Source organism: Photobacterium sp. TY1-4, assembly GCF_025398175.1.
Classification (GTDB): Bacteria; Pseudomonadota; Gammaproteobacteria; order Enterobacterales; family Vibrionaceae; genus Photobacterium.
Map to the genome: position 1 here is coordinate 2,136,294 of NZ_CP099734.1, position 13,825 is coordinate 2,150,118.

The window sequence follows — 13,825 nt, forward strand, 5'->3', positions numbered from 1 at the left end:
TGATAAACAGACGTTCCGGGCTCCGGTCTCTATACTCAATAACGACAGCACATTGAAAAATATAGCGACAGCACCTTGAAAAATAGCAACAATTTATCCGAAATTATCCTTCATCCGTTGGGGAATGAATCATGAAAAAGCGCTTACTGACGGCTCTCGCCATTACCACCCTGCTCTCGGCGTGTGCCGCCGACAAGCCGACACCACCCAAAATGATCGCAGACACTGATCTGGCCACCCACAACTGGGTGCTAACCAAAGTCGACAGCTCCCCCGTTTCGCTCCCGGAACCTTTCTCCGCCCCGACCCTGCAGTTTGATCCGGATATGGCTGCTAACGGCCACTCCGGTTGTAACCGTTATTTCGGTCAGGCGGAGCTGAAAGCGGGCAAACTACGCATTGAGAAAATGGGCATGACCATGATGGCCTGTCCGGCACCGGCGATGGAAATGGAACAACTGATGAGTAGCACGCTGATGGACTGGAGCCAGGCCAGCATTGTTGGGAATGAACTGGTGCTGAGCAACCGGGAGCACACCCTGATCTTCAAACGTCAGGATAACCAGTAAGCCCGGTCGTAACGACACCGATTGCGTCCCGGTTCGGCATGGTCCGAACAGGTCAATGCCTGGGTAAATTCAGTCTGGAAGTGGATTCGCTAACTCAGCGGATCCGATGCTGAACGGATGAGAGCAAACAAAAAGAGCGCCGAAGCGCTCTTTTTTATGGGGTCGTCTGAGTGTATCCAGCCCGCTTAGCTGACTTTCGCCTGCCACTGTTCACGCAGTGCCTTGGCCGCAGTGACCATGTTGTGCAGGGCAGCTTCTGTTTCTTCCCAGTTGCGGGTTTTCAGGCCGCAGTCCGGGTTAATCCACAGTCTTTCAGCCGGGATCAGCGCTTCGGCTTTCTCGACCAGTTGGGTCACCTGCGCCACTTCCGGAATATTCGGTGAGTGGATGTCATACACACCCGGACCAATTTCATTCGGATAATCGAAGGCTTCAAAGGCTTTGAGCAGTTCCATATCCGAGCGCGAGGTCTCAATGGTGATCACATCAGCATCCAGGGCTGCCACCGACTTAATAATGTCGTTGAACTCGCTGTAACACATATGGGTGTGGATCTGAGTTTCCGGCTCTGCACTGGCCGCAGAGATCTTAAACGCATTCACCGCCCAATCCAGATACGTCTGCCATTGCGAGGCTTTCAGCGGCAGCCCTTCACGGATCGCCGGCTCATCGATTTGAATCACTTGAATCCCGGCCGCCTGGAGATCAGCCACCTCATCGCGCAAGGCCAGGGCAATCTGGTTGGCGATAGCTTCACGGCTCAAGTCTTCACGCGGGAAGGTCCAGCCAAGAATCGTCACCGGTCCGGTCAGCATGCCTTTCACCAGCTTGTCAGTCAGCGACTGCGCATAGGTGATCCACTCAACCGTCATTGGCTTGGCACGGTAAATATCCGACACAATCACCGCTGGTTTCACACAACGTGAGCCGTAGCTTTGAACCCAACCAAAACGAGTCACTGCGAAGCCTTCCAGCAGCTCGGCGAAGTATTCGACCATGTCGTTTCGCTCGGCCTCACCGTGAACCAGCACATCCAGATCCAGCTTCTGCTGACGTGCGATGGCATCGGCAATGTGCCCTTTCAGCGCCGTGTTGTAATCGGCTTCAGACAGACGACCGGCTTTGAAGTCACGGCGTTGCACCCGAATTTCATCGGTCTGCGGGAACGAGCCAATGGTTGTGGTCGGCAGCAACGGCAAGTTCAGGGCAGCACGCTGTTGGCGGGCACGCTCTGCATACGGTGCTTTACGCTCTGCCAGTGCCGGAGTGATCGCCTGAGTACGCTGACGGACTTGCGGATTATTGACCAATTCACTCGTCGCACGGGCCTGGATCGGCGCGCTGTAGTGCTGGCATTCCTGCACCGCGACGTCGCTACCGTCAAGTGCCTGGGCCAGCAGGGTCACTTCACGACATTTTTGTTTGGCAAACGCCAGCCACTGGCGGACTTCCGGGTTCAGCTCAGTTTCCAGGTCGAGGTCAATCGGGCTGTGCAAGAGCGAACAGGAGCTGGCCAGCCACAAGCGCTCACCCAATTGCGCTTTTACCGGGGCCAGGATAGACAGTTGCTGAGCCAGATCGGCCCGCCACACGTTGCGACCGTTCACAACACCGGCAGACAGCACCCAATGGGCCGGGAGCGCAGCTACAACGTCGTTCAGCTGCTCCGGCGAGGCCGACAGGTCGATATGCAGGCCATCGACTTTCAGTTCAACGATTTTTTCGAGGTGATGGGTGATGTTGTCGAAGTACGTCGTCAGCAACAGCTTGGTACTGCCGTTCAGCACCTGATACGCCAGCTTGAATGAGTCCGCCCAGGCCTGAGGCAGCTCCAGCGCCAGCACCGGTTCGTCAATCTGCACCCACTCAACGCCCAGAGCCGCCAGTTTATTCAGGATCTGCTGATAAGCGGTCAACAAACGCGGCAACAGGGACAGGCGGTCAAAATCAGCTTCTTTCTCTTTGCCCAGCCACAGGTAAGACACAGGCCCCAACAGCACAGGTTTCACTGCATGACCGGCTTTTTGTGCTTCCACAACTTCTTCAAACAGCTGAGTCCAGCTGACGTTAAACGTATCGTCTTTGGTAAATTCAGGAACAATGTAGTGGTAGTTGGTATTGAACCACTTGGTCATGTCCGACGCCGCGCAAGCACAGCCAGTCGGTGCTTTACCACGCGCCACGCGGAACAGGGTATCGAGATCCGGATGGCCGTGATTGTGGCGCTGCGGGATATGGCCCAGCAGCATGCTGGTTCCCAGAACATGGTCATACCAGGCGAAATCACCCACCGAAACATAGTCCAGTCCGGCACCGACCTGATCGCCCCAGTGACGGTGACGCAACAGGCTCCCCACCTCTTTCAGTTCTTGCTGGCTGATTTCTCCACGCCAGTATTTTTCCTGCGCAAATTTCAGTTCACGCTGGCTCCCCACCCGTGGGTAGCCAAGAATATGAGTCGTTGTTTTCGGCGTTGTCTGTGTTGTTGTCATCATCATTACCTTATGAATGCGGTTCCGTGTCGATGACTTCACAATGGCTGAACGCTGTTTGATGAACAATGTCTTAAAATTCAAACTGATCATGAAGAAATTTAATATTGATCATCTTTCATATCAAATTCACACGTTTAGACGTCCAGATGTTTACACATCCAATTTTTGGCGGTACAGTGAACTTCTCTCTTATCCGGGACGCATGAGTTGAACTGACAACCGATACGGATAAAGCACTTGCAACAGGGACGGTAAGCAAAAACCATGATTGAAGTTAAACATCTCAGAACACTCTCGGTACTGCGAGACACCGGCTCTCTGACGGCAACCGCCACGACCCTCTGCCTGACCCAGTCAGCACTGTCTCACCAGCTCAAAGATCTGGAGCAGCGGCTGGGCGGTCAGTTATTCTTGCGAAAAACCCGGCCGGTGAAATTTACCGCCGAGGGGGAAATTCTGCTCCGCCTGGCGGACGAACTGATCCCAAAAATTGCCAAAGCCGAGTATGAACTAGCCAGTCTGAAAGAAGACATCAACGGGCGGCTGCATATGGCGATCGAATGCCACTCCTGTTTCCAATGGCTGATGCCGGCTCTGAAGGAATATCAGATCCACTGGCCGAGCGTCACCCTGGATTTCTCCTCCGGCTTCGGCTTTGAGCCCCTGCCCGCCTTGGGTGCCGGCGAGCTGGATCTGGTGATCACCTCAGATATTCAGCCACGCAGTGAGGTTCACTTCGAGCCATTGTTTGATTTTGAAATGCGGCTGGTTGTCTCTCCCCAGTCTCCGCTGGCAGACAAGCCGTTTATAACGCCGCAGGATCTGGCCGATCAAACCATGCTGAGCTATCCGGTTCAGAAGGGACGGTTAGATGTGGTCAAACATTTCCTCCAGCCAGCCGACGTTGAGCCGAGTCACTGGAAGCAGGCAGATAATACTCTGATGCTGGTACAAATGGTTTCCGCCGGACTCGGCGTCGCCGCCCTGCCCAACTGGGCAATTTATGACTTTGCCCGTCAGGGATTGGTGGTCAGCAAACCGCTCGGTGACGGCCTGTGGCGGCGCTTATTCGCTGCCATTCGCGCCTCCGAGCGAGACCGACATTATTTGCAGGCATTCTTTGCCACCGCAAAACAGCAATGCCAAACCCATTTGGAAGGAATTAAAGCGGCTTAATGGCCTCCGCGCCCGAGCCGCTTTATCTCTCAGAGATGCCAGCTGATTCGGTCAACAGTCGATTTCATCAGCCGGGTTCAACAGACTGATCTTATTTATACTGATTGGAGATGGGATCATAGCGAAAGCCCAATGATTCCATCTTGTCGTTTAACTCGTCGTAATCCAGTTCATAACGGCTGACCAGATCATCAATCGACGAGCATTCCAGCCGCAGCTTCTCATTGACAATACCCAGCACGATATTGCCATCCATCTTCAACAAGTTTGTAATTTCCATGCTTCCCCCTGACCGAAACGACTTCAGTGACTCTCAGTAAGCATAGTCATTGTTGCTGTTGCTGGCCTGGTTACAAAACCTGCCGCGTTCCCTAACGACAGAGAAAACACGGGTGCAGATCCAGAAACATACAACTTTAGATGCAACATGAGCGCCATCTGGCGCTCATGCTCATCGAATCCGGTGTCGTATTCGCACTAAATAAATGCCAGTTGCAAACTGCCGGAAGCAACCAACAGCAGTGAGGCCGCCAGCAGTTGCCAGCGATTGACCGTTTTGGTCAGCAAGAGATGCCCGGCCCAGACCAGCAGTGACAACACCAGCAGCACCAGGGCGCCGACCACATCGTTCACCAGCAGCTCCAGTTGCGACTCATCCAGCCCGGACAGGGCCCACAGCATCGTCAGGACACTCAGCATTGCGCTGACAAAACCGGTAAACGGCAGAATCCGGTGAAACGCCTGCAACCGGGTCCGGGCCTGGGTCAGCAACAAATGCGCCAGCGAAGCACCGAACAGCGGCACAGCCATCAGGCTGAGCGCCATTTCCGGTACGCTCATTGAAGGCAACAACCCAAGCCAGCTTAGAATCGCCAGCGCATCGGCAGCATATAAAACCTTCAACGGACCCGCATCCCGGGTTTTACCGGTTTTCACCTGGAACGTGAAGTAGCTCAGTGTCAGCAACGGCAAAAGAGCGATAGGATGGCTCACAACAGCCAACAGCCAGCCCACCAGCAATACCGGTAACGTTTTGTGAACCCGACCACGCTGGCCCGGGCAAATTTCACCTTTGGTCAGCACCAGCGTCAGAATGAATTGCGCCCCGAGTAACGCAGGCACCAGAAATGTTAAATAACCTGTAAACATGAAGGAATCAGCACTATGAAAAACCGGCCGCCATCATAGCAAGTTCCCTTCGATTTTGCATAATCGCGCAACTTTCTCATACCGCTTTCGGATCAGTAAATCCTCGAGCTGGAGCACAGAAAAACCACCCTTAATCTGGATCAGTATCACGGTTTACAAACCCAAGCTGTAGAATAATTACCCACATATACACGGACAAATTGTGTTGTTTTTCAAAAGAAAAACATCCAGCACGCTCATAACATCAGTCATCCAGTGCCGTCCCCCGGTGCCAAATCGGGACGACAGCAACGAAGCCGGCGAAAGGAATGCAAGAAAATCAAGAGCAACTGATTAAGACACTGAAACTTTACGTGCCGGATCTCTGGAGCGCCAACGCCCACAGTGCCAGCTTCCAACATACCCGTAGTGGTTACTTACGTAACCGTGTCTCGATGTTGTGTATGGTCTGGGGAGTGCTCATCGTCCTGTGGGCACCATTCGACCTGTTTTTTCTGCCCGAACACCAAGGTGTACCGGCCGCCATCGCCCGTGTGGTCCTCGGGTTGTTTCTGTTTATGATTGCCAAGGTGAATAACCGGCAAACTTCGCTTCACAAAGCCCAATGGTGCATGACCCTGATGGTGTTCGGACTGAACCTGTTTTATCTCTACACCATGCAGATCCTGAACTATCCAGTGGTCTCCAGCGGGTTCCAGTATGGCTATACCTTATTGCCCATCCTTCACGTCGCCATCCTGACCATTTTGCCGGTGACCCTGAAAGAAAGCCTGGGTCTTTTGGCGATGACCGCAATCACCCAGATCTATGTCGGATTCCAGACCGAGCGTTTGTTTACCCCGGAGCATATCGCCGATCTCTGGTTACAGAATGTCCTGGCCCTGATGGTGATTTGGTCCCAGCTGTCCAAGCTCTATATGCTGATGCGTCTTTACCGACAGGCGACGCTTGACCCGCTGACCGGGATCTACAACCGCCGGATGCTGCTGCAACTGGCGCAGAAATCGTTAAAATCCTGCGAAGCCAAAGATGCGCCCTTCTCTATCCTGTTGTTCGATATTGACCGGTTTAAACGAATTAATGATACCTGGGGCCACAGCGCCGGCGATAAAGTCCTGCGCGGTTTTGCCGATTTCATGCAAACGCAGATCCGGAAAACGGACCTGTTCGGTCGTTATGGCGGGGAAGAATTCATTCTCTTTCTGCCGCGCTGTAACGGCGAAATGGCCGAGAAAATTGCCGAACGCATGCTCACTTCAATTCGCCAACTGGAATTGTCCTCAGGCTATGACGACACCACGCTCAAAATTACCACCAGTATCGGCATCGCCACCAACTCCGGGAGCGATACCCTCTCGTCCCTGATCGAGCGTGCCGACCGCGCGCTGTATGAATGTAAAGATTCCGGCCGCGACTGCTGCCGATTCCATCACGTCGGGCACCTGTATCTCGGCGATGCGCGTCGACGGGCTACGGCCTAATCCACAACGAACATCCTCATTGCTTTAAGCGCCTTTGGGCGCTTTTTTGTTATCCGAACATCAAAATCACTCGAAATCGACCTTCGTTCGCTCACCATATGGTTCAGATCAAATAATCCCCTTACTTTTCGTGTCATATTGGACCCATAAAACAAGGAATCAAACTAATTCCTCGGTCATAAACAATAAATAAGCGAATACGAACATGACACGTTGGTTTGAAACGGAAGTTGTAATTATCGGCGGCGGTGCCACCGGAACGGGGATCATGCGCGATTGTGCCCTACGTGGGATCCGCTGCATCCTCATTGAACGAGATGACCTGGCGTCCGGCACCACCGGACGCAACCACGGCCTGCTTCACTCCGGTGCTCGCTATGCGGTCACCGATCAGGAGTCGGCCCGCGAGTGCATTCAGGAAAACCGGATCCTGAAAAAAATCGCCCGCCACTGTGTCGAAGACACTCAGGGGCTGTTCATTTCATTGCCGGAAGACGACCTGGATTTCCAGGCGCAGTTCATCATAGCCTGCCGACAAGCGGACATCGATGTTGAACAGCTCGATCCGCAACAGGCGCTGGCACTGGAACCCAATTGTAATCCGGCGCTGATTGGTGCGGTCAAAGTGCCGGACGGCACGCTGGACCCATTTCGACTGGCTGCCGCCAATATGCTCGATGCCACCGAGCACGGGGCACGCCTGATGAACCACACTCAGGTCACCGGCCTGATCCGCGACGGCGATACCGTCAAAGGGGTCAATTGCCTTAACCTGCGTACCGGCGAGCATATCGCGATCTACGCTAAGCAGGTGATCAACGCCGCCGGGATCTGGGGACAACAGATCTGCGAATACGGCGATTTGTCGCTCAAGATGTTCCCGGCCAAAGGATCGCTGCTGATCCTCGACTACCGGATCAACAACCGGGTGATCAACCGCTGCCGGAAACCGTCCGATGCCGATATTCTGGTGCCGGGCGATACCATCTCGTTGATCGGCACTACATCCGAGCGCATTGATTACGCCGACATCGACAATCTTCAGGTCACGCCCGAAGAAATCGATATTCTGCTGGAAGAAGGCACCAAACTCGCGCCGATCATGGCCAATGCCCGGGTGCTACGGGCCTATGCCGGGGTCCGGCCGCTGGTCGCGGTCGATGGCGACAGCAGCGGGCGTAATATCAGCCGGGGCATCGTGCTGCTCGATCATGCCGAACGTGACGGCATGAATGGCCTGATCACCATCACCGGCGGCAAGCTAATGACCTACCGGATGATGGCGGAATGGGCCACCGATATGGTGGCGAAAAAGCTCGGCAACACCCAGCCCTGCACCACCCATCTGCAACCCCTGCCCGGTTCGGAACAACCGGCGGCCAAGCCAAAAACGACGGCTAGTCTGGCCAAGCCGGTGTATCAGTCAGCCATTTATCGCCACGGCGAACGGGCGCAACAGTTCCTGAAAAATGACAAACAGCGCCAGGCGGTGATCTGCGAATGCGAAATGGTGACCTGCGGCGAAGTCGAGTACGCCATCAAATCACTGGATGTTCACAATCTTGTTGATCTGCGCCGCCGGACCCGCGTCGGCATGGGCCCTTGCCAGGGTGAACTCTGCGCTTATCGCGCTGCCGGGCTGTTTACCGAATTCGGTTCAAATTCAGGCAACCAGGCCAGCCACCTGTTGCATGAGTTTCTGGAAGAGCGCTGGAAAGGGATCAAACCGGTGTTCTGGGGCGATGCCCTGCGCGAAAGCGAATTTACCTACTGGATCTATGAGGGGCTGTTCGGCCTCAGCGACTTGCCGGAGCACTCCCCCGTAACCGGTACTTGTGGTGAAGTGGCGCCGAACCACGACGGTATCAATCACAGCAATACCGGCAGCAATAACGCCAATCGTCCCCGCCCGCACTCAACCGAGGAGATAGCGCCATGAAATTTGACAGCATCATTATCGGCGGCGGTGTCGCTGGCCTCAGTTGTGCCATTCGCTGCGCCGAAGCGGGATTAAAAACGGCGGTGATTGCCGCCGGGCAAAGTGCACTGCACTTCTCTTCCGGCTCTATCGATCTGCTCAGTCAGTTGCCGGACGGCACCCGTGTCTCCCAGCCGTTCGCGGCCTTCGACGCTTTGCATCAGCAAAGTCCGGACCACCCCTACAGCCTACTGGGCAAAGACACCGTCTTTGAAGCGATCCAGTGGTATCGGGCCATGATGGCCACCTGCGGGGTTCAGTTACAAGCGCAGCCGGATATGACCAACCACCTGCGGCTCACGCCGATGGGTACCTTCCGTCCGACCTGGCTGTCGCAGCAAACGGTACATCCATATCCGCTGACCGCCCCGGCACAAGGGCTGGGCCGGATTGCTTTGGTCACCCTCGAAGGATTCCGGGATTTTCAGCCGCAATTGGCAGCCGATAACCTCCGTCGCCTGCCAGCGTTCGATGGCGTTGAGATCCATACCGACGCCATCACCCTGCCAGGGTTTGACACCATGCTGCGTAACCCATGCGAATTTCGCTCGATTGATATCTCCCGGGTCCTGCGGGACACCGCCAAGCTGCATGAATTTGCCAAAGCCCTGATCCAGCAAGTCGGCCAGGCCGATCTGGTTGTGCTACCGGCTATTTTCGGCAACGGCGACGGTGCCGCCACCCTCAAACTGCTGGAAGGCCTGACCGGCTACCGGATATGCGAGCTGCCGACCATGCCGCCATCCCTCTTAGGGATCCGCCTGGAAGAAGCGATGAAAACACACTTCCAGGCTTTGGGCGGACTCCTGCTCAAAGGTGATGAAGTCACCGGAGGCGAGTTTAAAGACGGCCGCCTGCAGCGGATCTACACTAAGCATCATCAGGATATGCCGCTGGTTGCCAACCAATTCCTGATCGCCAGCGGCAGCTTTTTCAGCCGGGGGCTCCATGCGGATCGCAATCAGATCCAAGAGCCGGTTTTTAACCTGGATATGGCCGATATCCCGGATCGCAGCCATTGGTATCAACGGGAATTCTTTGGCCCCGGTAGCCATCCGTACCTGAAGATGGGCGTTGCGTGTAACCAGCACCTGCAGCCGGCAATCCACGGTCAGACCATCGGCAATCTTTACTGTGCCGGCGCCCTGCTTGCCCACTATGATCCGGTCACTGAAGGCTGTGGCAGTGGCGTCGCGATCAGTACCGGCTATTTCGCCGCTGAACAAATGATCGCTGCTATCCGAACCGTTCCAAACACAGACAACGAAACAAACGAACAAACAAAGAGGGTTTACCTATGAGCCTGCCGCGCAAAGACACCAGTTTTGATCAATGCATCAAATGCACCGTGTGTACCGTGTATTGCCCGGTGGCTAAAGCCAACCCGCAATATCCGGGTCCGAAACAGTGCGGACCGGACGGCGAGCGGCTGCGGATCAAAAGCCCGGAATTTTACGACGAAGCCCTCAAGTTGTGTACCAACTGCAAGCGATGCGAAACTGCCTGCCCGTCCGGAGTGAAAATCGGCGATCTGATCGCCGTTGCCCGCGATGAGCACGCCAAGAAGCCGCTGAGCATTAAAACCATCCGGGATTTCGTGCTGAGCCACACCGATCTGATGGGCTCTGCGGCGACACCATTTGCGCCGTTCATCAACACCATGACCGGGCTGCAGCCGGTGAAACAAGCCATGCACCACACCATCGGCGTTGATCAGCGTAAAACCCTGCCGAAATATGCCCATGGCACATTCCGTCGCTGGTACAAACAAAACTGCACCAGCCAGGCGCTCTATCCCCGTCAGGTGCATTATTTCCACGGCTGCTATGTCAATTACAACTACCCACAATTGGGCAAAGATCTAGTGAAGGTGATGAACGCCATGAGTATCGGCGTCCAGTTGCTCGACAAAGAAAAATGCTGCGGCGTCCCCCTGATTGCCAACGGCTTTTTCGACAAAGCGCGGAAAAACGCCCGGCTGAACGTCAACAGCTTCAAAGCGGCCGTCGACAAATATGATGCGCCAATCATTTCAACGTCATCGACCTGTGCCCTGACCTTGAAAGAGGAATATCCGCATGTTCTGAAAGTGGATAACAGTCAGGTGGCCAGCCACATCGAATTTGTCACCCGTTTTTTGCTTAAAGAATGCATGAACGGCAACCTGCCGAAGCTCAAACCGATCAACAAAAAGGTGGTCTACCACACCCCGTGTCACCTGGAGAAAAGCGGTGGTAGTCTTTACACCATTGAGCTGTTAAAGCAAATTCCGGGATTGGATCTGGTCGTACTCGACAGCCAGTGCTGCGGCCTTGCCGGCACTTACGGCTATAAAGTCGAAAACTATGACACCTCCATGGCGATTGGTCATCCGCTGTTTAGTCAAATCCAACGGGAACGTGCCGATTTTGCCGTCACCGATTGTGAAACCTGCAAGTGGCAAATTGAAGAGAACACCGGCTTAGAAGCGCTGCATCCGGTCTCTTTGCTCGCCATGGCCCTAGCCGATTAATCGACCCTACCGACACAAACGCCGCAGCCCGGCTGCGGCGTTTGTGTTCGTTTTGATGTTTGTAACCATGCCCGGAGCACAGCACTGTCACGCAGAGTGCGAATTGCCCTGCGCCGGATGAACGTTCTCTTCCCCGATGGGCGCGACATGCTGACTCACCCCAATCAACCGGAACGCCAGCAGATAGAGCACCACATAGAGCACACTGCCGCCCGCCAGGACCCCGGACCAGCCCCAGTATTCCCAGCACGCCACCAGAAAGAAGCCGCCCAGGCTCCCCCCGGCATAGTAATGCACCAGATACAGCGCCGTGGCGGTGGCCTTCGCTTGTGTCGCTTTCTGGCTGACCCAGGCATATGCTAGCGAATGAGTGAAGAAGGCCCCGGAGCTGATCAGCATCAGGCCAATCAGCATCGCCGGGATCGATTCCCACGCAGCCACCCACATGCCGGCCATACTAATCGTCGTGCCCAGTAGCATGCCGGTTACCGGATGATAAGACAGCGTCCACCGGCCGCTCAGTTTCGCCGTCACACTGCCGCCCAGATAGCAAAGGAAGATCATCGACGCCAGGCTCACCGGGATCAGGTAAGGCGCCGCGACCAGCCGGAAGCCCATCACGGTGTACAAATTCACAAATAAAGCAAAGTTCACCCCGCCAATCAGCATCGCATAACGCAACACGGGCTGGCGAAAATGCTGGAACACGCTTCGGGTATGCATACCCAGCTGCCCTTTACTGGCGACAAAATGCTGCTGAGGCGGTAGCAAGCGCCACACGATCACCGCCACCAGCAAACTGAACCCGGCCATCCCGATCACCGCCGTTTGCCAGCCCCAGTGATCGGCAACAAATCCACCGGCCAGCCGTCCGACAATGCCGCCGAGCGAGTTGGCACTAATATAGCCGCCGACAGCCACCACCAAGGCACGCGGCGTGAACTCTTCGGCCATATAAGCCACGGCGACCGCCGCAAATCCGGCCAGCGAAGCGCCCATCAGCGCCCGGCCGATACTCAACCACACCAGATCCTCCGCGGCCAGCATTAACAACCCGACCACCGGCAGCAGGAACAGGCTAATCAGCATTACCTGGCGTCGGCCGATCACTTCCGAGCCTACGGCCCATGGCACCAGCATCAACGCCAGCGCCAGGGTGCTGGCGGCAAGTAACCAGTTGACTTCCGTGGCCGTGGCCGAGAATGTTTCTGCCATCAGCGGCAGCATCGGCTGGAACAGATACAAGTTACAGAAAATCAGGAAAGAGCCGAGGGCCAGTGCGAAACTGGCGCGTCGGTACGCGGGAGTTTTTAAATCGATCATCCGATGCAGCCTGGTTAAAGTGACTGTGAAAACAGTAGCAATCCGCCAGCAATAATGAAAATATATTAAAAATATAGAGATGATAAACAGAGTTTATAGTGGATGGATATTCGCCAACTGACCTACTTCGTCACCCTCGCTGAAACCAAAAACTTTACCCGCGCGGCTGAACAACTGCACATTGCGCAACCGGCACTGAGCATCGCGATCAAGAAGCTCGAGTCCCAATTGGATCTGACCTTGGTTCAGCGCAACGAGCGCAAGGTTGCCCTGACCCATGAAGGCGAAGTGCTGCTTGAACATGCCCGGTTGATCCTGCAACAGGTCAACGATGCCAACGTTGCGATGGCTGAACTCAAAGGTCTGGAGAAAGGCGAAGTGCGTCTCGGCTTGCCCAGTATGCTGGGTTCCTACTATTTTCCCGAAATCCTGATGGGCTTTAAGAGCCGCTATCCGAACCTGAAACTGACCATTGTCGAGGCCGGCACCCAATCCATCCGGCGCATGCTCATCAGCGGTGAGCTCGACCTCGGCATTATCCAGAATGCCGAGGTGCCCGACAGCCTGGAAACCGAGCACCTGCTGCGGTCGCAAATGGTTGCCGTCGTCAGCCCGGAGCACCCCTTCGCCAAGCGCAAAACGATTCCGTTCGACGCTTTCTTTCAGCAAGAGCTGGTGATGTTCAAAACCGGCTATTTTCACCGTGAGTTTATCGACGAAGTCTGCCACCAGTATCAACTGCGCCCGAAAATCGCATTTGAAACGAATCTGCTGCCGATGATCCTGAAAATCGTGCGCAACGATTTCGCGATCACCGCCCTGCTGGAAATGGTCACCCAGCATGAATCTGGGCTGGTGCCCATTCCCTTTGCCGAACCGGTTTACCTGGATATTTCGATAGCCTGGCGTAAAAACGGTTACCTCTCCGTGGCCGATCGGGCGTTTATGGAGTACGTCAAGCAGCATGGTCACTAAACGGGCCGGCATGTGCCACAGCTAATGCTTTACAGGCATCAAACAGTATTTTCCCATGCTGTTTTCACCTGGTTTACAGACGAACAAAGGACAACAAAAATACTGTTTTAGATCATGATAGATTCAGTTATATATCGAGTGCCAGGCTAAAAGCGGGTAAATTCCCC

At 54.9% G+C, this 13,825-nt stretch carries 11 protein-coding genes; 7 read left to right on the top strand and 4 right to left on the bottom strand.

The annotated features are described in order from the left end of the window. Nucleotides 1–131: 131 nt before the first annotated feature. A complete protein-coding gene (locus NH461_RS10025; protein ID WP_261600217.1) occupies nucleotides 132–569 on the top strand; it encodes an META domain-containing protein in 438 nt (145 codons plus the stop codon). A 185-nt stretch (nucleotides 570–754) separates the two neighbouring features. Here the strand turns inward: NH461_RS10025 and metE are convergent, their stop codons facing one another. After that, nucleotides 755–3,061: a 5-methyltetrahydropteroyltriglutamate--homocysteine S-methyltransferase gene (gene metE / locus NH461_RS10030; protein ID WP_261600218.1), complete on the bottom strand. Its 2,307-nt coding sequence runs from the start codon at nucleotides 3,059–3,061 to the stop codon at nucleotides 755–757. Nucleotides 3,062–3,328: 267 nt separating this feature from the next. Here metE and metR point away from each other — a divergent pair, with 267 nt between their 5' ends. Next, complete coding sequence (metR, locus tag NH461_RS10035; protein WP_261600219.1) at nucleotides 3,329–4,240, top strand: HTH-type transcriptional regulator MetR; 912 nt, start codon at nucleotides 3,329–3,331, stop codon at nucleotides 4,238–4,240. Between the two features lie 91 nt (nucleotides 4,241–4,331). Here the strand turns inward: metR and NH461_RS10040 are convergent, their stop codons facing one another. Both NH461_RS10040 and NH461_RS10045 read right to left on the bottom strand, forming a co-directional pair. Continuing rightward, on the bottom strand, nucleotides 4,332–4,520 hold the full coding sequence (locus NH461_RS10040) for a DUF4250 domain-containing protein (protein ID WP_261600220.1): 189 nt from the start codon (nucleotides 4,518–4,520) through the stop codon (nucleotides 4,332–4,334). 197 nt (nucleotides 4,521–4,717) lie between these two features. Further along, nucleotides 4,718–5,389: a hypothetical protein gene (locus tag NH461_RS10045; protein ID WP_261600221.1), complete on the bottom strand. Its 672-nt coding sequence runs from the start codon at nucleotides 5,387–5,389 to the stop codon at nucleotides 4,718–4,720. Between the two features lie 308 nt (nucleotides 5,390–5,697). Between NH461_RS10045 and NH461_RS10050 the strand changes: the two genes are divergently transcribed. From NH461_RS10050 to glpC, 4 genes are all read left to right on the top strand, one after another. Next, nucleotides 5,698–6,870, top strand: a complete 1,173-nt coding sequence (locus NH461_RS10050) for a GGDEF domain-containing protein (RefSeq protein WP_261600222.1) — start codon at nucleotides 5,698–5,700, stop codon at nucleotides 6,868–6,870. Between the two features lie 205 nt (nucleotides 6,871–7,075). Further along, nucleotides 7,076–8,809: an anaerobic glycerol-3-phosphate dehydrogenase subunit A gene (glpA, locus tag NH461_RS10055; RefSeq protein ID WP_261600223.1), complete on the top strand. Its 1,734-nt coding sequence runs from the start codon at nucleotides 7,076–7,078 to the stop codon at nucleotides 8,807–8,809. Further along, nucleotides 8,806–10,149 carry a glycerol-3-phosphate dehydrogenase subunit GlpB gene (gene glpB / locus NH461_RS10060; RefSeq protein ID WP_261600224.1) on the top strand — a complete coding sequence of 448 codons (1,344 nt, stop codon included), beginning with the start codon at nucleotides 8,806–8,808 and terminating at the stop codon, nucleotides 10,147–10,149. Before glpA ends, glpB begins: the two co-directional genes overlap by 4 nt. Further along, nucleotides 10,146–11,360, top strand: coding sequence for an anaerobic glycerol-3-phosphate dehydrogenase subunit GlpC (gene glpC, locus NH461_RS10065; RefSeq protein ID WP_261600225.1), 1,215 nt, complete (start codon nucleotides 10,146–10,148; stop codon nucleotides 11,358–11,360). Before glpB ends, glpC begins: the two co-directional genes overlap by 4 nt. An 87-nt stretch (nucleotides 11,361–11,447) precedes the next feature. On the opposite strand, the gene NH461_RS10070 is transcribed toward glpC, so the two are convergent. After that, on the bottom strand, nucleotides 11,448–12,683 hold the full coding sequence (locus tag NH461_RS10070) for an MFS transporter (RefSeq protein WP_261600226.1): 1,236 nt from the start codon (nucleotides 12,681–12,683) through the stop codon (nucleotides 11,448–11,450). 102 nt (nucleotides 12,684–12,785) lie between these two features. Between NH461_RS10070 and NH461_RS10075 the strand changes: the two genes are divergently transcribed. After that, on the top strand, nucleotides 12,786–13,658 hold the full coding sequence (locus tag NH461_RS10075) for a LysR family transcriptional regulator (RefSeq protein ID WP_261600227.1): 873 nt from the start codon (nucleotides 12,786–12,788) through the stop codon (nucleotides 13,656–13,658). The last annotated feature ends 167 nt before the right edge of the window (nucleotides 13,659–13,825 follow it).